At 61.2% G+C, this 18,914-nt stretch carries 23 protein-coding genes and 1 pseudogene; 13 read left to right on the top strand and 11 right to left on the bottom strand.

Features of this window, described 5'->3' with window-relative positions; all coding sequences use genetic code 11:
* Positions 1-112 precede the first annotated feature (112 nt).
* Genes ACLH0J_RS09150 through ACLH0J_RS09125 form a run of 6 tightly spaced genes read left to right on the top strand, consistent with a single transcriptional unit; the run spans position 113 to position 3,043 of the window.
* Positions 113-673: an antibiotic biosynthesis monooxygenase gene (locus ACLH0J_RS09150; RefSeq protein ID WP_411391700.1), complete on the top strand. Its 561-nt coding sequence runs from the start codon at positions 113-115 to the stop codon at positions 671-673.
* A gap of 57 nt (positions 674-730) precedes the next feature.
* Complete coding sequence (gene folM, locus ACLH0J_RS09145) at positions 731-1,441, top strand: dihydromonapterin reductase (protein WP_411391699.1); 711 nt, start codon at positions 731-733, stop codon at positions 1,439-1,441.
* A 20-nt stretch (positions 1,442-1,461) separates the two neighbouring features.
* A complete protein-coding gene (gene folE, locus ACLH0J_RS09140) occupies positions 1,462-2,022 on the top strand; it encodes a GTP cyclohydrolase I FolE (RefSeq protein WP_010566239.1) in 561 nt (186 codons plus the stop codon).
* Positions 2,023-2,024: 2 nt separating this feature from the next.
* On the top strand, positions 2,025-2,396 hold the full coding sequence (gene folX, locus ACLH0J_RS09135; RefSeq protein WP_026140129.1) for a dihydroneopterin triphosphate 2'-epimerase: 372 nt from the start codon (positions 2,025-2,027) through the stop codon (positions 2,394-2,396).
* A 16-nt stretch (positions 2,397-2,412) separates the two neighbouring features.
* Entirely contained in the window at positions 2,413-2,709 is a 297-nt protein-coding gene (locus tag ACLH0J_RS09130) for a DUF1244 domain-containing protein (RefSeq protein ID WP_078834165.1), read from the top strand.
* A complete protein-coding gene (locus ACLH0J_RS09125; protein WP_411391698.1) occupies positions 2,702-3,043 on the top strand; it encodes a HopJ type III effector protein in 342 nt (113 codons plus the stop codon). Before ACLH0J_RS09130 ends, ACLH0J_RS09125 begins: the two co-directional genes overlap by 8 nt.
* A 90-nt stretch (positions 3,044-3,133) precedes the next feature.
* Here the strand turns inward: ACLH0J_RS09125 and trxB are convergent, their stop codons facing one another.
* Positions 3,134-4,090 (bottom strand): thioredoxin-disulfide reductase, encoded by a 957-nt coding sequence (trxB, locus tag ACLH0J_RS09120; protein WP_411391697.1) that lies wholly within the window; start codon positions 4,088-4,090, stop codon positions 3,134-3,136.
* Between the two features lie 282 nt (positions 4,091-4,372).
* Between trxB and cysZ the strand changes: the two genes are divergently transcribed.
* Positions 4,373-5,137 carry a sulfate transporter CysZ gene (gene cysZ / locus ACLH0J_RS09115; protein ID WP_411391696.1) on the top strand — a complete coding sequence of 255 codons (765 nt, stop codon included), beginning with the start codon at positions 4,373-4,375 and terminating at the stop codon, positions 5,135-5,137.
* 54 nt (positions 5,138-5,191) lie between these two features.
* Positions 5,192-6,394, top strand: a complete 1,203-nt coding sequence (locus ACLH0J_RS09110) for a glycosyltransferase family 4 protein (RefSeq protein ID WP_411391695.1) — start codon at positions 5,192-5,194, stop codon at positions 6,392-6,394.
* Here the strand turns inward: ACLH0J_RS09110 and ACLH0J_RS09105 are convergent.
* The 7 genes from ACLH0J_RS09105 to rplU all read right to left on the bottom strand — a co-directional run bounded on the left by ACLH0J_RS09105 (position 6,363) and on the right by rplU (position 11,949).
* On the bottom strand, positions 6,363-7,466 hold the full coding sequence (locus tag ACLH0J_RS09105) for an NADH:flavin oxidoreductase (RefSeq protein WP_411391694.1): 1,104 nt from the start codon (positions 7,464-7,466) through the stop codon (positions 6,363-6,365). The two genes, ACLH0J_RS09110 and ACLH0J_RS09105, sit on opposite strands and share 32 nt — an antisense overlap.
* A 147-nt stretch (positions 7,467-7,613) precedes the next feature.
* Positions 7,614-8,096 (bottom strand): glutathione peroxidase, encoded by a 483-nt coding sequence (locus ACLH0J_RS09100; protein ID WP_411391693.1) that lies wholly within the window; start codon positions 8,094-8,096, stop codon positions 7,614-7,616.
* Between the two features lie 101 nt (positions 8,097-8,197).
* On the bottom strand, positions 8,198-8,662 hold the full coding sequence (locus ACLH0J_RS09095) for a CreA family protein (RefSeq protein WP_411391692.1): 465 nt from the start codon (positions 8,660-8,662) through the stop codon (positions 8,198-8,200).
* Between the two features lie 15 nt (positions 8,663-8,677).
* A complete protein-coding gene (gene proB / locus ACLH0J_RS09090; protein ID WP_411391691.1) occupies positions 8,678-9,796 on the bottom strand; it encodes a glutamate 5-kinase in 1,119 nt (372 codons plus the stop codon).
* 111 nt (positions 9,797-9,907) lie between these two features.
* On the bottom strand, positions 9,908-11,131 hold the full coding sequence (gene cgtA / locus ACLH0J_RS09085; RefSeq protein WP_411391690.1) for an Obg family GTPase CgtA: 1,224 nt from the start codon (positions 11,129-11,131) through the stop codon (positions 9,908-9,910).
* Positions 11,132-11,324: 193 nt separating this feature from the next.
* Complete coding sequence (gene rpmA, locus ACLH0J_RS09080; protein ID WP_024077370.1) at positions 11,325-11,600, bottom strand: 50S ribosomal protein L27; 276 nt, start codon at positions 11,598-11,600, stop codon at positions 11,325-11,327.
* A 34-nt stretch (positions 11,601-11,634) separates the two neighbouring features.
* Entirely contained in the window at positions 11,635-11,949 is a 315-nt protein-coding gene (gene rplU, locus ACLH0J_RS09075) for a 50S ribosomal protein L21 (protein WP_007950961.1), read from the bottom strand.
* 239 nt (positions 11,950-12,188) lie between these two features.
* Here rplU and ACLH0J_RS09070 point away from each other — a divergent pair, with 239 nt between their 5' ends.
* The 3 genes from ACLH0J_RS09070 to ACLH0J_RS09060 all read left to right on the top strand — a co-directional run bounded on the left by ACLH0J_RS09070 (position 12,189) and on the right by ACLH0J_RS09060 (position 14,042).
* Positions 12,189-13,157: a polyprenyl synthetase family protein gene (locus ACLH0J_RS09070; protein WP_010566226.1), complete on the top strand. Its 969-nt coding sequence runs from the start codon at positions 12,189-12,191 to the stop codon at positions 13,155-13,157.
* 126 nt (positions 13,158-13,283) lie between these two features.
* Positions 13,284-13,625: a zinc ribbon domain-containing protein YjdM gene (locus tag ACLH0J_RS09065; protein WP_010566225.1), complete on the top strand. Its 342-nt coding sequence runs from the start codon at positions 13,284-13,286 to the stop codon at positions 13,623-13,625.
* Between the two features lie 159 nt (positions 13,626-13,784).
* Positions 13,785-14,042, top strand: coding sequence for a hypothetical protein (locus ACLH0J_RS09060; protein WP_003194088.1), 258 nt, complete (start codon positions 13,785-13,787; stop codon positions 14,040-14,042).
* 135 nt (positions 14,043-14,177) lie between these two features.
* On the opposite strand, the gene ACLH0J_RS09055 is transcribed toward ACLH0J_RS09060, so the two are convergent.
* Positions 14,178-14,795 carry an FKBP-type peptidyl-prolyl cis-trans isomerase gene (locus ACLH0J_RS09055; protein ID WP_411391689.1) on the bottom strand — a complete coding sequence of 206 codons (618 nt, stop codon included), beginning with the start codon at positions 14,793-14,795 and terminating at the stop codon, positions 14,178-14,180.
* A 97-nt stretch (positions 14,796-14,892) separates the two neighbouring features.
* Here ACLH0J_RS09055 and ACLH0J_RS09050 point away from each other — a divergent pair.
* A pseudogene (locus ACLH0J_RS09050) lies at positions 14,893-16,128 on the top strand (methyl-accepting chemotaxis protein); the annotation flags it as partial.
* Positions 16,120-16,983 carry a methyl-accepting chemotaxis protein gene (locus ACLH0J_RS09045; protein WP_411392790.1) on the top strand — a complete coding sequence of 288 codons (864 nt, stop codon included), beginning with the start codon at positions 16,120-16,122 and terminating at the stop codon, positions 16,981-16,983. The pseudogene ACLH0J_RS09050 and the gene ACLH0J_RS09045, both read left to right, overlap by 9 nt.
* A gap of 69 nt (positions 16,984-17,052) precedes the next feature.
* On the opposite strand, the gene ACLH0J_RS09040 is transcribed toward ACLH0J_RS09045, so the two are convergent.
* Both ACLH0J_RS09040 and ACLH0J_RS09035 read right to left on the bottom strand, forming a co-directional pair.
* Positions 17,053-17,421: a glyoxalase superfamily protein gene (locus ACLH0J_RS09040; protein ID WP_411391688.1), complete on the bottom strand. Its 369-nt coding sequence runs from the start codon at positions 17,419-17,421 to the stop codon at positions 17,053-17,055.
* A gap of 29 nt (positions 17,422-17,450) precedes the next feature.
* On the bottom strand, positions 17,451-18,914 hold the full coding sequence (locus ACLH0J_RS09035; protein ID WP_411391687.1) for an N-acyl-D-amino-acid deacylase family protein: 1,464 nt from the start codon (positions 18,912-18,914) through the stop codon (positions 17,451-17,453).

Below are 18,914 nucleotides of genomic sequence, written 5' to 3'. Positions count from 1 at the left end.
TTCGGCAAAACAGGAATAATCCTTGCCTGCTTTTACGTAGCGGCCTTACCCGACCGCTACGTTCGTGCGCCGCCTACCCGGCCCAGCGCACCTGATTACTTGGAGATACACGATGTCTACCTCACCCGTCACCTTGATGGTTGCGCGCCGCGTGGCCAAAGGTCGTTATGAAGAATTGATGGCCTGGCTGCGCGAAGGCGAGCAATTGGCCACCGACTTCCCCGGCTACCTGGGCTCAGGCGTACTCGCGCCGCCGCCCAACGATGATGAATTCCAGATCATTTTCCGTTTCGCCAACGAACAGACCCTGCATGCCTGGGAGTTTTCCGCGTCCCGCAGTGCGTGGCTGGGCCGTGGCAGCGACCTGTTCGCCGACCCGTCCGAGCACCGCGTGCGGGGCATCGAGGGCTGGTTTGGCGCAGTCGGCGCACGCCCGCCGCGCTGGAAACAAGCGGTGGCGATCTGGCTGGCGTTTTTCCCGGTGTCGCTGCTGTTCAACTTCGTCCTCGGGCCGTTGCTCAGCGAGCTGGCACTGGCGCCTCGCGTACTCGTGAGCACCCTGGCGCTCACGCCCCTGATGGTTTACGGGTTCATCCCGCTGTCGACCCATCTGCTGGCGAACTGGCTGCACCCCACACCGCCACCGCGCAAGACCACCCAAGCGCCTGCTTGAGTACAGGGGTGCTCGCTCGCTGGTATAGTTTCGACCTGCCCGCGATTCGAGCCGCCCATGACTGCAACAAACGCCCCGATCCTGATCACCGGTGCCGGCCAGCGCGTCGGCCTGCATTGTGCCCAGCGCCTGCTGGACGAGGGCCACTCGGTGATGTTCAGCTACCGCAGCGAACGCCCCGGAGTGCAGGCATTGCGCGAGCGCGGTGCAATCGGCGTGTTCGCCGATTTTTCCACGCAAGCAGGCATTCTGGCGTTTATCGCTGAGCTGCATACCCATACCCAAAGCCTGCGTGCAATCATCCACAACGCCTCGGCCTGGGTCGCTGAAACCCCAGGCGACGAAAGCCGCGCTTTTATCGACATGTTCAGCGTGCACATGCTTGCGCCGTACCTGATCAACCTGCATTGTTCACCTTTGTTGCAACGCTCGACACCTGCCGACATCGTGCATATCAGCGACGACGTGGTGCGCAAGGGCAGCCGCCAGCACATTGCCTATTGCGCCACCAAGGCCGGGCTCGACAGCCTCACGCTGTCGTTCGCCGCGCAGTTCGCGCCGCACATCAAGGTCAACGGCATAGCCCCCGCGATGGTGATGTTCAACGAAGGCGATGACGCGGCCTACCGCGCCAAAGTCCTGGCCAAGTCGGCACTGGGCATTGAGCCCGGGCCCGAGGTGATCTACCAGAGCGTGCGTTACCTGCTGGATAACCCCTATGTCACCGGTACCACCCTGACCGTCAACGGCGGGCGGCATATCAAGTAAGCCGTCTGTGAGGATGTTGTATGACTTTATCCCTGCCCCACCACTACCGCGAGATCCTCAAGGGCCTGGGTGAAGACCCCGAGCGCGAAGGCTTGCTCGACACCCCCAAGCGCGCTGCCAAAGCCATGCAGTACCTGTGTCATGGCTATGAGCAGAACCTGGAAGAAATCGTCAACGGTGCCCTGTTCGCCTCCGACAATGATGAAATGGTGATCCTCAAGGACATCGAGTTGTACTCGCTGTGCGAACATCACTTGCTGCCCTTTATCGGCAGGGCCCACGTGGCCTATATTCCGACCGGCAAGGTGCTCGGCCTGTCGAAGCTGGCACGCATCGTCGATATGTTCGCCCGGCGCCTGCAAATCCAGGAAAACCTCACGCGCCAGATCGCCGATGCCATCCAGGAAGTGACCCAGGCTGCCGGCGTCGCGGTGGTGATCGAAGCCAAGCACATGTGCATGATGATGCGCGGTGTGGAAAAACAGAATTCAACCATGAACACCTCGGTGATGCTCGGCGCGTTCCGCGAGTCGAACACCACGCGCATGGAGTTCCTGCAACTGATTGGACGGAGCAAGTAGCAATGCCACAACTTCAACCAGGCATGGCGCGCATCCGGGTCAAGGACCTGTGCCTGCGCACCTACATCGGCATCAATGAGGACGAGATCCTCAACAAACAGGATGTGCTGATCAACCTGACCATCCTGTATGCCGCCCAGGACGCCGTGCGCGACAACGATATCGACCATGCGTTGAACTACCGCACCATCACCAAGGCGATCATCGCCCACGTGGAAGGCAACCGCTTTGCCCTGCTCGAGCGCTTGACCCAGGAACTGCTGGACCTTGTGATGAGCAACGAATCGGTGCTGTACGCCGAAGTCGAAGTGGACAAGCCCCATGCGCTGCGCTTTGCCGAGTCGGTTTCGATCACTCTGGCGGCCAGCCGCTGACATTCAAGTGAGCCCTATGAACGACCAACAACGCCTCGAACTCGAAGCCGCCGCCTTTCGCCGACTGGTGGCGCACCTGGACAGCCGCAAGGATGTGCAGAACATCGACCTGATGAACCTGGCCGGTTTCTGCCGCAACTGCCTGTCCAAGTGGTACAAGGCCGAGGCCGACGCGCGCCAGATCGAGCTGAGCCTCGATGACGCCCGTGAAGTGGTGTACGGCATGCCGTACGCCGAATGGAAAGCCCAATACCAGCAAGAAGCCAGCGCCGAACAACAGGCGGCGTTCGCCAAAGGAAAACCCCATGACTGACCTGAACACCCTGCGCGCCAGCCTCGACAGCGGCGAACATCTCTTCGCCGACACCCTGGCCTTCATTGCCGCCGGTTACGACTATCAGCCACAAGCTTTCACCAACGGCACCGTGGAAAACGCTGCCGGGCAGAACGAAGGTTCGTGCAAGACCCTGGGCCTGGCCCTGCTGGAAGGCTTGAGCGATCAGCAAGCCTTGCTGGCGTTTGGCGAGCATTACCGTTCGGTACTGGCCACGCCTGAGGGCAGCGACCATGGCAATATCCGGGCGTTGATCGAGCACGGCCTGACCGGTGTGAAATTCAGCGCACAGCCGCTGACCCGCAAATCCTGAATCAAACGCAGATCAAAATGTGGGAGCGGGCTAAATTGCCCAAAAAAAACCGGCCTCGCAGCCGGTTTTTTCATATCAACGGGTTCAGCTTCAAGCGTTCTGCAGACCGTCGAGGTAACGCTCGACATCCAGCGCCGCCATGCAACCGGCACCGGCCGAGGTGATCGCCTGGCGGTACACGTGGTCGGCCACGTCGCCGGCCGCGAAGATGCCTTCGATGTTGGTCGCGGTGGCATTGCCTTCACGGCCACCCTTCACCACCAGGTAACCGTCTTTGGCATCCAGCACGCCTTCGAACAACGAAGTGTTCGGGGTGTGGCCGATGGCGATGAACACGCCGTCGACTTTCAGCTCGTCGAAGCTGCCATCGTTGTTCTTCAGGCGCGCACCGGTCACGCCCATGTTGTCGCCCAGGACTTCGTCCAGGGTGGCATTGAGCTTGAGGATGATCTTGCCTTCAGCGACACGGGCGTTCAGCTTGTCGATCAGGATCTTCTCGGCGCGGAAGGTCTCGCGGCGGTGAACCAGGGTCACGGTGCTGGCGATGTTGGCCAGGTACAGTGCTTCTTCCACCGCGGTGTTGCCGCCGCCGACCACGGCGACCGGCTTGTTGCGGTAGAAGAAACCGTCGCAGGTGGCGCAGGCGGACACACCCTTGCCCATGAACGCTTCTTCCGACGGCAGGCCCAGATAACGGGCGCTGGCGCCGGTGGCGATGATCAGCGCGTCACAGGTGTAGACACCGCTGTCGCCGGTCAGGCTGTAAGGCTTTTTCGAGAAGTCGACTTTGTTGATGTGATCGAACACGATCTCGGTCTCAAAGCGCTCGGCGTGTTCTTTCATACGCTCCATGAGCACCGGGCCAGTCAGACCGTGGACATCGCCCGGCCAGTTGTCGACTTCAGTGGTGGTGGTCAACTGACCGCCCGCCTGCATGCCGGTGATCAGCAGTGGCTTGAGGTTGGCTCGGGCAGCGTAGACGGCAGCGCTGTAACCGGCAGGGCCGGAACCGAGAATAATCACTCGCGAATGACGGGTATCAGACATGACTCACTCCTATCGACCACCCGGACAACAAGGCGGCTGGAATAAAAAAGGGACCACGAAGCACTTGGGGAAGGCTTGAACTCGCAGGCCCTGAAAATAATGGGTGCAGCGTATAGAGGGGGGCAAGATTAAGGAAATACGGAATAACAATCCAGCTCATAGGTGGTCTCTATTCAGTCGGCTCGGTTAATCGACGCCTTTGTTACCGCTGATGTCGCCGCTTTCGCCCTGAATGCAAAGCCGGTAAGGTCGGCGCGTTCGTCATCCTGCTCGGAGTCTTCCATGCCCGCCCCTGTTCTTTCCGGTCCGCAATACCTGCGCGAAGGCCTCAAACTGGTGCTGAGCCCCGGCCTGCGTCTGTTTGTGCTACTGCCGCTGGCGATCAACCTGGTGCTGTTCGTCGGCTTGATCTATTTCGCCGGCCATCAGTTCAGCCTGTGGGTCGATCATTTGATGCCGACACTCCCCAGTTGGCTGAGCTTTTTGAATTACCTGCTATGGCCGCTGTTCGTGGTGCTGGTGGTGCTGATGGTATTTTTCACCTTCACCATGCTCGCCAATATCATCGCAGCGCCCTTCAACGGTTTTCTTGCCGAAAAGGTCGAGGTGGTCGTACGCGGTACCGATGACTTTCCTGCGTTCAGTTGGGGCGAACTGGCGGCCATGGTACCGCGCACCCTCGCGCGGGAAATGCGCAAGCTGGGCTACTTCCTGCCACGGGCCATCGGCCTGTTCATCCTGTCGTTCATCCCGGTGGTCAACCTGATCGCCGCGCCGCTGTGGCTGCTGTTCGGCGTGTGGATGATGGCGATCCAATACATCGACTACCCGGCGGATAACCACAAGCTGGGCTGGAACGAAATGCTCGCCTGGCTGCGCCAGAAGCGCTGGCAGAGCATGAGCTTCGGCGGCATCGTTTACCTGGTGCTGCTGGTGCCGGTGGTCAACCTGCTGATGATGCCGGCGGCGGTGGCCGGCGCGACGTTGTTCTGGGTGCGCGAGCAGGGCGCCGAAGCGATGGCGCAGCAAAGCGTGGCCACGTCATAAATCCATCATCTGGGTGACACAATGACGACATAGCCCACAGCGACACTGTGGGTCATGACGACAGCTTCGCTTCACATCACTCTGATCACCGAAACCTTCCCGCCTGAGATCAACGGGGTGGCCAATACCCTTGGCCGTCTGTGCGAGGGTTTGCGCGCGCGCGGCCATCAAGTCGAGCTGGTACGTCCACGCCAGGGTGTCGACCAGACCCGGCCCAGTGACGCTGAGTTGCTGCTGTGCCGCGGCTGGCCGCTGCCGGGTTATCCCGGCCTGCAATGGGGCCAGTCGTCGATGCACAAATTGCTGCGACGCTGGACGCGCCAACGCCCCGATGTGCTGTATATCGCCACCGAAGGCCCACTGGGGCTGTCGGCGCTGCGTGCGGCAAGGCGTTTGGGGATCAGTGTGGTCAGCGGTTTTCATACCAATTTCCAGCAGTATTCCAACCAGTACGGCCTGAGCCTATTGAGCCGTGTGGTCACGCATTACCTGCGCTGGTTTCACAACCGTTCGACGTTGACGCTGGTACCCAGCGCCAGCCAGCGCCTGGAACTGGAGCGCCGGCATTTCGAGCGGCTGGGGATGTTGTCGCGCGGGGTCGACAGCCAGTTGTTCCACCCCGCCAGGCGCGATAATGCCTTGCGCGAACGCTGGGGCCTGGGCAACGACGATTTGGCTGTGCTGCATGTCGGGCGCCTGGCCCAAGAAAAAAACCTCGGGCTGCTCAAGCGCTGCTTCGACGCCTTGCAGAGCAGTTATCCACAGAGACGCCTGAAGCTGGTCATCGTTGGCGATGGGCCGCAACGCGCATTGCTGGAGCACGATTTGCCCGAAGCGGTGTTTTGCGGCACCCAGCGCGGCGAAGAGCTGGCACGGCATTACGCATCAGGCGATCTGTTTCTGTTCCCGAGCCTGACCGAAACCTTCGGTAATGTGGTGCTGGAAGCCATGGCCTCCGGGCTCGGCGTGGTGGCTTATGACCAGGCCGCCGCCACCCAGCATATCCGTCATGGCTACAACGGCGTGCTGGCGATGCCGGGGGATGAGGACGCGTTTTGCGATGCGGCGATCTGGCTGCTGGAGGAGCGTGAAACCTTGCGCAGAGTCAGGCTCAATGCCCGCCAGCATGCCAGTCGCCAAGGTTGGGCGGCGATTATCGAGCAGTTCGAGCGCCAACTGCGCGGGGTGTGCGAGGACGGGCACCCAGTGCCCGTCCTGAAGCCGCTTACACCAGGGTCGTCAACGCCTCACGACTGAACGGCAGGATGTCGCCCTCGCGCCCTTCGCGCACCTTCACCGCCCAATCCGGGTCGACCAGCAGCGCCCGACCTACGGCGACCAGATCGAACTCATCGTTGTTCAGGCGCTCCAGCAGCTTCTCCAGGCTGGCCGGTTGCGCGACCTTGTCGGTGTTGACCATGAACTGCAGGAACTCGCCATCCAGGCCGACACTGCCAACGGTGATCGTCGGCTTGCCGGTGAGCTGGCGCGTCCAGCCGGCCAGGTTGAGGTCGGAACCTTCGAACTCCGGCTCCCAGAACCGGCGGGTGGAGCAGTGGAAAATATCCACACCAGCGTCGGACAGCGGCTTGAGGAATTCACCCAGCGCCTCCGGTGTTTGCACCAGGCGCGCGGTGTAATCCTGCTGCTTCCACTGGGAGAAACGGAAGATGATCGGAAAGTCCGGGCCCACGGCGGCGCGGGTGGCCTGGATCAGTTCGATGGCAAAACGCGAACGATTGGCCAGGCTGCCGCCGTATTCGTCGGTGCGCTGGTTGCTGCCTTCCCAGAAGAACTGGTCCACCAGGTAACCGTGGGCACCGTGGATTTCCACGCCGTCCATGCCGATGCGCTGAGCGTCCTCGGCGGCCTGGGCGAAGGCGGCGATGACGTCCTTGATGTCCTGGGCGGTCATGCCGTGGACGACCACGTTGCCGTCCTTGAGTTTTTCCATCGGTCCGTACGCCGGCACGCTGGCGTCAGGCTCGGTGCCGATACGACGCACACTGCCCACATGCCAGAGCTGCGGGACGATCTTGCCGCCTTCGGCATGCACGGCGTCAACGACTTTCTTCCAACCGGCCAGCGCGGCCTCACCGTAAAAATGCGGGACGTTCGGGTAACCGTTGGAGGCCGGGTGACCGACCACGGTGCCCTCGGTGATGATCAGGCCCACGCCCGCTGCGGCACGGCGCCGGTAGTACTCGATGACCTTGGCATTGGGCACGCCCCCCGGCGAAAACGAACGGGTCATCGGCGCCATGACCACGCGGGACGACAAGTGCAGTGCTCCGAGCTGGAACGGTTTGAACAAGGCTTGGACAGGCATGGCAACACTCCACGAAAGACGGGGTTTATGATGCCGATAATATGGGGCGCAGGCAGGGCTGAGTAGCACTATTGATCGGGGTGATTAAGGGCTAGAAACGCCGCGCCCCCTGTAAGAGCGAGCTTGCTCGCTCTTACAGGGGTAGGGTCAGCTCAGGGCTTTTTCGATGGCCAGGACGACGGTCGGATCGTCCGGCGCCGTACGCGGCGAGAAGCGCGCCAGCACCCGCCCGTCTTTACCCAGCAGGAACTTCTCGAAATTCCAGGTGATATCCCCAGGAAACTCGGCACCCTCGCCCGCCAGCAAGCGGTACAACTGGTGACGCTCAGGGCCGTTCACATCGAGTTTGCTGCCCAGGGGAAAGCTCACTCCGTAATTGAGGCTGCAGAACTCCTGGATTTCTTTCTCGGTGCCCGGTTCCTGGCCTGCAAACTGGTTACAGGGCAGGCCAAGCACGGTAAAGCCCTGGTCCTTGTATTGCTGATAGAGTTTTTCCAACGCCGCGTATTGCGGGGTCAAGCCACATTTGGAGGCCACGTTGACCACCAGTACGACTTTGCCCTTGAAGGGCGCCAGCGGCAGCTCTTGTCCGTCCAACGCTTTGAGTTTCAGGTCGTGGAAAGCACTCATGACGAACTCCAGATTTCCCATGTTCTTTGCAGTGCGGCTGTTCGAGATTACAACCCGCAAGCCTGCAATCATAGACGCCGATGACAAAACTCGCCTGCTGGTTACTGAGCGGTCGGCCACGGCAAAATCGGAATTGCCGTCACGGCATTCTGCGGGCTGCCCTCGATCAGACGGTCGCTGTAAACCAGGTACACCAAGGTGTTGCGCTTCTTGTCGAGAAAGCGCACCACCTGCATGGTCTTGAACACCAGCGAGGTCCGCTCCTTGAACACTTCCTCGCCGTCCTTGAGCTCGCCCTTGAAGCGGATCGTCCCAACCTGGCGGCAGGCAATCGAGGCTTCGGCACGGTCTTCGGCCAGGCCCAGGCCGCCTTTGACGCCGCCGGTCTTGGCGCGGGACAAGTAGCAGGTCACGCCGTCGACCTTGGGGTCATCGAAGGCTTCGACCACGATCCGGTCGTTGGGGCCGACGAATTTGAACACCGTCGACACCTGGCCGATCTCTTCGGCCGAGGCCAGCAACGGCAGGGCCAACAGCAGGCCAAGCAATCCCTTCATCACACGCATGGTGTATTCCTTTGGTTAAACCAGGATCAGGTTGTCGCGGTGAACCAGTTCCGGCTCGGCCATATAACCCAAGAGTCCGACAATCGCGTCGGACGATTGTCCAATAATTTTCTGCGCTTCAACGGCGCTGTAGTTGGCCAGGCCGCGGGCGATCTCACGACCGTCCGGCGCTACGCACACCACCATTTCGCCACGGCGGAAGCTGCCCTGCACCAGTTTGACGCCCACCGGCAGCAAGCTCTTGTGGCCTTGGGACAGCGCCGCTACGGCACCGTCGTCCAGCACCAGCGTGCCACGGGTTTGCAGATGCCCGGCCAGCCACTGCTTGCGCGCCGCGAGCATGCCGCGTTCCGGCGACAGCAGCGTACCGATGCGCTCGCCGGCCTTGAGGCGATCGAGCACGCGCTCCAGGCGCCCGCCGACGATGATGGTGTGGGCCCCCGAACGCGCCGCCAAACGTGCGGCACGCAGTTTGGTCTGCATGCCGCCCCGGCCCAGTGCGCCGCCGACGCTGCCGGCCACGGCGTCCAGCGCCGGGTCATCGGCGCGGGCTTCGTAGATCAGTTGGGCATCGGGGTTGTTGCGCGGGTCGGCATCGAACATACCATCGCGGTCGGTGAGGATCACCAGCAGGTCGGCTTCCACCAGGTTGGCCACCAGGGCGGCCAGGGTGTCGTTGTCGCCGAAGCGGATTTCGTCGGTGACCACCGTGTCGTTCTCGTTGATCACCGGGATCACCTTGAGCTCCACCAGGGTGCGCAAGGTGCTGCGGGCGTTGAGGTAACGCTTGCGGTCGGACAGGTCGTCGTGGGTCAGCAGGATCTGCGCCGTGTGGCAGCCGTGCTCGGCAAAGCTGGATTCCCAGGCTTGCACCAGGCCCATCTGACCGATGGCGGCGGCGGCTTGCAGCTCGTGCATCGCGCTGGGTCGGGCGGTCCAGCCGAGGCGGCTCATCCCGGCGGCAACCGCCCCGGACGACACCAGCACCAACTCGACACCGGCCTCATGCAAGGCCACCATCTGCTCGACCCACACGCTCATGGCGGCGCGATCCAGACCCTTGCCATCCGCCGTCAGCAGCGCACTTCCGATCTTTACGACCCAGCGCTGCGCACCTGTCACTTTGCTCCGCATCATCTTCAACCTTAGATAGAGGGCTACACGCGACCCAGCGCCGCCCATAACGTTATACCCGGATACCAAAACGCCGCTCCTGGGAGCGGCGTTCAAGTTTATCGCAACGGATCAGTCACGCACGTAAATGATTTCCGGACCGTCTTCGTCATCCACGTCTTCTTCGTCCCAATCATCGTCGCCGATGTCATGGACCGACTTCACGCCGCTGCGGCGCAGGGCACGTTGGTCGTCCAGGGCCTGCAACTGGGCGCGGGCTTCGTCTTCGATGCGCTGGTCGAGGTCGGCCAGTTCGGCCTTGAACACCGGATCGGCCGCCAGGCGGTCGGCGCGGTCTTCCAGGTAGCGCATGATGTCGCGGGTCAGGCGCTCGGTGCCTTCTTTGGCGATGGCCGAGATCACGTAGACCGGACCGGTCCACTCCAAGCGGTCGACGATTTCCTTGACGCGCTCCTCGTGCTCTTCTTCAAGGATCTGGTCGCACTTGTTCAGCACCAGCCAGCGATCACGCTCAGCCAGGGACGGGCTGAACTTGGTCAGTTCGTTGACGATCACTTCGGCGGCGTCCGGTGCGCTGGTGTCATCCAGCGGCGCCATGTCGACGAGGTGCAGCAGCAAACGGGTCCGCGACAAGTGCTTGAGGAAGCGAATCCCCAGGCCGGCGCCATCGGAAGCGCCTTCGATCAGGCCGGGAATGTCGGCGATCACGAAGCTTTTCCAGCGGTCGACGCTGACCACGCCCAGGTTTGGCACCAGGGTGGTGAACGGGTAGTCGGCGACTTTCGGCTTGGCGGCCGAGACCGAACGGATGAAGGTACTTTTGCCGGCGTTCGGCAGGCCCAGCAGGCCCACGTCGGCCAGGACTTTCATTTCCAGCTTGAGATCACGCTGCTCGCCCGGCTTGCCCGGCGTGGTCTGGCGCGGCGCACGGTTGGTACTGGACTTGAATCGGGTGTTACCCAGACCGTGCCAGCCGCCCTGCACAACCATCAGTTTCTGGCCGGCCTTGGTCAGGTCGCCAATCACTTCCTGGGTGGCCGAGTCGATGATCGTGGTGCCGACCGGTACGCGCAGCACCATGTCCTCACCTTTTTTACCGGTGCAGTCGGTGCTGCCGCCGTTGGAACCACGCTCGGCATCGAAGTGCCGGGTGTAACGGTAGTCGACCAGGGTGTTGAGGTTTTCGTCGGCCATCATGTAGATGGAACCGCCGTCACCGCCGTCACCGCCGTTGGGGCCACCGTTTTCGATGAATTTTTCGCGACGGAAACTCATGCAACCGTTACCGCCGTCGCCTGCTTTTACTCGGATGGATACTTCATCAACGAACTTCATAACAAAACGCCTCTCGCCGCATGGACGAGCTTAAGAAACCAAGACATAAGACTCTTGCAAAAATGAGCGCAGCGACCTCAATCAACGACCGCAAATCCAGCGCTTGAGCTCATTACAAACAGCTTTGCAAGAGACTCACTCCACAAACGAAAAAGCCCCGTCGCGAGACAGGGCTTTTCCAGCAACTACGTAATTATGCCGCGACGACGTCAGTCTTCGGGACAATGCTCACGTAACGGCGACCGAAGGCGCCTTTTACTTCGAACTTGATCACGCCTTCGACTTTAGCGAAGAGAGTGTGATCTTTACCCATGCCAACACCGTAACCGGCGTGGAATTGGGTGCCGCGCTGACGCACGATGATGTTGCCCGGAATGATAACCTGGCCGCCATACATCTTCACGCCAAGGCGTTTGGCTTCTGAGTCGCGACCGTTACGGGTACTACCACCAGCTTTTTTGTGTGCCATGAGTCAATTCTCCTAGTGAGGAATTAGGCTGAAATTAAGCCTGAATACCGGTGATTTTGATCTCGGTGTACCACTGGCGGTGGCCCATACGCTTCATGTGGTGCTTACGACGACGGAACTTGATGATGCGGACTTTATCGTGACGACCTTGGGAGATCACTTCAGCCACAACGGTAGCGCCAGCAACAACGGGGGCGCCGATGTTCACGTCATCGCCATTGGCGACCAACAGAACGCGATCAAAAGTCACGGATTCGCCGGTAGCGACTTCCAGTTTTTCGATCTTCAGGTATTCACCTGGGGCGACCTTGTATTGCTTGCCACCAGTAACAATTACTGCGTACGACATGGTATTTCTCCGATAATCCTGCTCACCCAGCGCTTTATAAGAAGAGGTATTGGCTGGCATGGCTGCATGGGATGGACGTCCCGAATGCAATTGCGTAAGGCAGGTGCTGCCCAGGAAGTTCAGGGTGCGCGATTGTACGCAAGGCTTTGGTGCGTTGCAAGTAGCCGTCTATCGCGCCTTGACACCTGGGGGTCAGGGTCCTAGCATGCCGCGCAACCCTTCTGGAGCGACTGTCGCTGATGCAACCCCAAGCTTTCTACCGCGCGGTCGCGGACGATTTTAGCGCCGTCGACGGCATCATCAAGCAGCAGCTGACGTCTAAAGTGCCGCTGGTCTCGAAAATCGGCGACTACATTACGTCGGCGGGCGGCAAACGTCTGCGTCCTTTATTAGTGCTGCTGTGTGGCAAGGCCCTGGGCCGCGAAGGCGATGACCTGCGCCTGCTGGCCGCCACCATCGAGTTCCTGCACACCGCCACCTTGCTGCATGACGACGTGGTCGACATGTCCGGCATGCGCCGCGGTCGCGAAACCGCCAATGCCATGTGGGGCAACGCCCCCAGCGTACTGGTGGGCGACTTCCTGTACTCGCGCTCGTTCGAGATGATGGTCGAACTGGGTTCGATGCCGGTGATGAAGATTCTTTCACAGGCCACGCGCATCATCGCCGAAGGCGAAGTGCTGCAACTGTCGAAAGTCCGCGATGCCAGCACCACCGAAGAAACCTATATGGAAGTGATTCGCGGCAAGACCGCGATGCTCTTCGAAGCCTCCACCCACAGCGCCGCTGCCTTGTGTGGCGCGACCGCCGAACAGGCCGAAGCCCTGCGCACCTTTGGTGACCACCTGGGCGTAGCGTTCCAACTGGTGGACGACCTGCTCGACTACCGCGGCGACGCCGAAACCCTGGGCAAGAACGTCGGCGATGACCTGGCCGAAGGCAAACCGACGCTGCCGCTGATCTACACCATGCGCGAAGGCACGCCGGAACAGAAAGCCCTGGTGCGCAAAGCGATCCAGAAAGGCGGGATCGAAGACCTGGAAAGCATTCGCGCCGCCGTGGAAGCTTCCGGCTCCCTGGACTACACCGCACAACTGGCACGCGATTATGTGGCCCGTGCGATCAAGTGCCTGGATGCCATTCCCGCCAGCGAATACCGGGACGCCCTGGTTGAACTGAGCGAGTTTGCGGTCGCCCGCACACACTAGAAATACCCCATGTGGGAGCACGCCCCCTCCCACATTTGGTTTGCATTGCCAATTCACGTCCCCGCCCTTGGTCCAATTCCCTATATAATGTGCGACTTTAGCCATCCTGACCGTTAAGGAGCTTTAGTGAGCACGTTGCCACCCTGCCCAAAATGCAATTCCGAATTCACCTACGAAGACGGCGCCCAGCTGATCTGCCCGGAATGCGCCCATGAGTGGTCCGCCACTGGCGAGACCGAAGCAGCCGGCGATGAAACCGTGAAGAAAGACTCTGTGGGCAACGTCCTGCAGGACGGCGACACCATCACCGTGATCAAGGACCTCAAGGTCAAGGGCACGTCCCTGGTGGTCAAGGTCGGCACCAAGGTCAAAAACATCCGCCTGTGCGACGGCGACCACGATATCGACTGCAAGATCGACGGTATCGGCCCGATGAAACTCAAGTCCGAGTTCGTGCGCAAAGTCTGAACCTGCTCCTTCCATCCCGCGCCCGCCGCGGGATGGCGTTTTGCCCTCCCTGTTGATCGAACGCAATCCCCACACATAAAAACCCGGAAACCGCCAATAGGCACTTGCTATTCTACGAATAAGAATTATTCTCATTGAAACCCATCAAGGAGAACACCCATGACTTATTTGATAGATGCCTGGCTGGACCGCCCACACCCCTACTTGCGCATCCTTCATCGGGAAACCGGGGAAGTCTGTGCGGTGCTGGAGGAAGAAGCGCTGAACGAACTGCAGGACCAGGGCGACCTGGACGTGAATGGCCTGAGTTCAAGTGAACCCGGTGTGCTGAAGGAAGTGGTGCGTAATCTGTTCTTGTTCTGCTATGCCCGAGCATTGCGCCCGGCGACAGAGCTCAATGGCAAGTTTCATCCATGAGCGACCGCGCAACCCCCTGTAGGAGCGAGCTTGCTCGCGAAAAACCTCAAGACACCGCGTTTATCCAGGAAACCCGCGTTATCGTTGACGGCCTTCGCGAGCAAGCTCGCTCCTACAGGTAATCAAAAGCAGGTCTTACAGAACGTCGAGCAGCTCGACGTCGAACACCAGAACGCTGTGCGGCGGAATGCTGCCAACGCCTTGAGCGCCGTAAGCCAGTTCGCTCGGCACGTACAGACGCCATTTGCTGCCAGCATTCATCAGTTGCAGGGCTTCGGTCCAGCCGGCGATCACGCCGCCAACCGGGAATTCTGCTGGCTGCCCACGATCATAGGAGCTGTCGAACACGGTGCCGTCGATCAGGGTGCCGTGGTAGTGGGTACGCACCTGGTCTTCACGGGTCGGCTTGGCGCCTTCACCCTGGGTCAGCACTTCAAATTGCAGGCCGGAAGCCAGGGTGGTGATGCCGTCTCGCTTGGCGTTTTCAGCCAGGAACGCCAGGCCTTCGCCGGCTGCAGCTTCAGCCTTGGCAGCCGCTTCGGCTTGCATGACTTCGCGGATGACCTTGAAGCTGGCGGCCATTTGCTCCTGGTCAACACGGCTTGGCTTGCCGGCGAAGGCGTCGGTCAGGCCAGCCAGGATCGCGTCCAGGCTCACACCCGGTGGTGGGTTGTCGCGCAGTTGGTCGCCCAACTGACGGCCGATACCGTAGCTGACGCGGGTTTCGTCGGTGGACAGATTAACTTCGGACATGAAGAGGCTCCGCTGTAGGGCAGCGCTGAAAACACCGGTTTCCCGCACCGCCCAAAACTAAAAGGGCCCGCAGACTAGCACAGAATGTGACGTCGGGATGAACGCCACCCACGTCAGGGCTACGGGGCGCCGCCGGTTGGTTGCACACATATGTTTACGAGTTAATCGTTTCAGTTTCCCATCTTGCCGCCGATATGGCCTGAACACCTTGGCTGGCTCAAACAACAACACCGTCCAGCAGACAAACATCACCTTTGCGGAGCACTCGATGAACAGCTGGTTCGGTAACATCAGCGTCAACCTCAAACTGGGACTGGGCTTCGGCCTGGTACTGGTCCTTACCTCGATCCTGGCCATTACCGGCTGGACCAGCCTGGGCGGCCTGATCGACCGCAGTAACTGGATGAGCGACATCACCCAGCTCAACGCGTCCCTGACCAAGCTGCGCGTCGCACGCCTGCAGTACATGCTCGCCAACGGCGATGACATTGCGGCCCAGAACGTGCAGACCAACCTGGATGCCTTCGTCGCCCAGCAACAGAAACTGCTGGACAGCTTCAAGAGCCCGGCGAACCTCAAACTGCTCAACGAGCAGAAAACCATCATCACCGCCTATCAGCAGTCCCTGAATAAAATGCGCGAGGCCTACCGCAACGGCAACGCTTCTCGCCAAGTGATGGGCGACAAGGCCGACATCGCCAACGCACAAATCAATGCGCTGGAAGCCAGCGTGAAACAAATGCCTGACAGTTCGGAACACCTCGCCCAATTCCAGGCGGTGGCCGATGCCAAACTGCAATTCCAACTGGCCCGCTACGAAGTACGCGGCTACACCGCTAACGTCAATCCAGATACCGAGGCCCGCGTCGCGGCGCAAATCGAAAAAACCATCAGTGGCTTGAAAGTCCTCAGCGCTGCATTCGGCGCCAGCCAGCAAAGCGCCTTGACCGCGCTGGAAACCGCCCTCGGCGATTACCGCAGCACCGTACAGAACTACAAGGCCGCCAACGCCAACATCGTCGCCGCCCGCGCCGAAATGACCACCCAAGGCGCCGACATCGTCACCATCAGCGACAAGCTCTACGACATCCAGCTTGATCGCCGCGACGCCGAAAGCGCCCAGGCCCGCAGCCTGCAATTGATCAGCACCTTGCTGGCGTTGCTGGTTGGCATCATCGCGGCACTCGTCATCACCCGCCAGATCACGCGCCCGCTCCAGGAAACCCTGGCCGTGGTGGAACGCATTGCTTGCGGCGACTTGAGCCACAACATCCAGGTCACCCGCCGCGATGAACTGGGCGTGCTGCAACAAGGCATCCAGCGCATGGGCACCACATTGCGCGAGCTGATCAGCGGTATTCGCGACGGCGTGACCCAGATCGCCAGCGCCGCCGAAGAGTTGTCGGCCGTGACCGAACAGACCAGCGCCGGTGTGCACAGCCAGAAGGTCGAGACCGACCAGGTCGCCACCGCGATGCATGAAATGACTGCCACCGTGCAGGAAGTCGCGCGCAACGCCGAGCAAGCCTCCCTGGCCGCGGCCGATGCCGATGGCCAGGCCCGCGCAGGCGACAAGGTGGTGGCCGAAGCCATCGCCCAGATCGAACGCCTCGCCACCGAAGTGGCGCGCTCCACCGACGCCATGGCCCACTTGCAGCAAGAGAGCAACAAGATCGGCAGCGTGATGGACGTGATCAAGGCCGTGGCCGAGCAGACCAACCTGCTGGCGCTCAACGCTGCGATTGAAGCCGCACGCGCCGGTGAAGCCGGCCGTGGATTTGCCGTGGTCGCCGACGAAGTACGCGGCCTGGCCCAGCGTACGCAAAAGTCCACCGAGGAAATCGAAGGGCTGGTGGCCGGATTGCAGAACGGCACCCAGCAAGTGGCCAACGTGATGAACAACAGCCGCAGCCTCACCGACAGCAGCGTCGAGCTGACGCGCAAGGCCGGCGTGTCTCTGGAGAACATCACCCGTACGGTGTCGAACATCCAGTCGATGAACCAGCAGATCGCCGCCGCCGCCGAGCAGCAGAGCGCCGTGGCTGAAGAGATCAGCCGTAGCATCGTGAATGTGCGTGATGTGTCCGAGCAGACCGCCACGGCCAGTGACGAGACGGCCAAGTCGAGCGTGGAACTGGCGCGCTTGGGCAGCCAGTTGCAGCAGATGGTCAGCCATTTCCGCGTGTAAAGCGCACTCACTGTGGCGAGGGCGCTTGCGCCCTCGCCACAAGAGGGTTTTATTGCCGGCGGCTTGCCCTCAGCCCTGCTCGTCCTCGACAAACACCACACGATTCCCGAACGGGTCCTTGATACTCATCTCCCGCGTGCCCCAGGGCGTGTCCTCAACCTCGGGTTTGGCATAACGGTAATCCTTGCCCACCAACTGCTGCTGGTAGGCGTCCAGCCCTTGCGCCTGAATCCGCACGGCCGCGCCCGGCGAGGCGTCGCCATGGTGCTCGGACAAATGCAGCACGCATTCGCCCAGCGACACCTGCAGGTACAACGGGAAATTCGCCTCGAAGCGATGTTGCCAATCGACCTTGAACCCCAGGAAATCGACGTAGAATTCCAACGCCTTGGCCTCGTCGAAAATCCGCAGAATGGGGATGACTTTTCCTAAGTGCATGGCAACCGCTCCGTATAAAAGAGCGCCCACTATAGAGGCGCAAACCCGCGCCGCAAATCCCCGTTGCGCGCCAGGAATCGTCCCGACCGCTGCCCATCCGCCCGCCCCTCGCTGTAGCTCAACACGCCGTTGACCCACACCGCGTCGATCCCCTCGGCAGCGCGCTGCGGCTGCTTGAAGTCCGCCACATCCCGCACCCGCAACGGGTCGAATAACACCAGGTCGGCCCAATGTCCTTCACGAATTTCGCCACGTTCGGACAAGCCAAACCGCGCCGCCGACAACCCGGTCATCTTGTGCACCGCCGTGTGCAGCGGGAACAACCCGACATCCCGACTGAAATGCCCCAATACCCGTGGAAACGCGCCCCACAAGCGTGGGTGGGGGAACGGATCTTCAGGCAGCCCATCCGACCCTACCATCGACAGCGGATGCGCCAGGATGCGTCGCACATCCGCCTCATCCATCCCGTAATACACCGCCCCTGCCGGTTGCAGGCGACGGGCCGCGTCCATCAGCGAAACGTCCCACTCGGCAGCGATGTCCTGCAAGTCCCGCCCCCCCATGTGCGGGGACGGCGTGGACCAGGTGATGGTGATGCGAAAGGCATCGGTGACTTGCTTGAGATCCAGGGTCGAGGAACTCGCCGCATAGGGGTAACAATCGCACCCCACCGGCTGGGTTTTCGCCGCCCGCTCCAGTGCAGCCAACAACTGCGGACTACGCCCCCAGTTACCCGCACCGGCACATTTGAGGTGGGAAATGATCACCGGCGCCTTGGCATGCCGACCAATCAGGAACGCCTCGTCCAGCGCCTCCAGCACTGGCTCGAATTCGCTGCGCAAATGGGTGGTGTACACCGCACCGAAGGCGCTCAGTGCTTCACTCAGTTGCAGCACTTCCTCGGTGTCGGCCTCGAACGCGCTGGCGTAGGCCAGGCCTGTGGATAACCCCAGCGCGCCGGCTTCGAGGCTTTCCTGCAATTGCACGCGCATCGCGATGATTTCACCGGGCGTGGCGGTGCGCAGCAGATCGTCCATATGGTTGCTGCGCAGCGCCGTATGGCCGATCAACGCGGCGACGTTGACCGCCGGGTGTGCGTGTTCCACCGCCGTGCGGTAATCGATAAAGCGCGGGTAGGCGAAGGCTTCCGCGTTGCCCAGCAGGTTCATCGGGTCCGGCGGATTGCCGCGCAGGCTCACCGGCGATGCGCTGATCCCACAGTTGCCGACAATCACCGTAGTCACGCCCTGGCTGAGCTTGGGCAACATCTGCGGCTGGCGAATCACCACGGTGTCATCGTGGGTGTGCACGTCGATAAAACCCGGCGCCAATACGCGACCGCCAGCCTCCAGCTCCTGCACGCCATGAGCCGCGGATAGATCGCCGATGTTCTCGATGCGCCCGTCGCGCAGCCCCACATCGGCGACATAGCCTGGCGTGTTGCTGCCATCGATGATCAGCGCCTGGCGAATCAGCGTGTCGTACGTCAT

Source organism: Pseudomonas sp. MPB23, assembly GCF_046605395.1.
GTDB lineage: Bacteria > Pseudomonadota > Gammaproteobacteria > Pseudomonadales > Pseudomonadaceae > Aquipseudomonas.
Note: the sequence above shows the minus strand (reverse complement) of the source record. Positions and strands in the feature narration are given on the sequence as shown.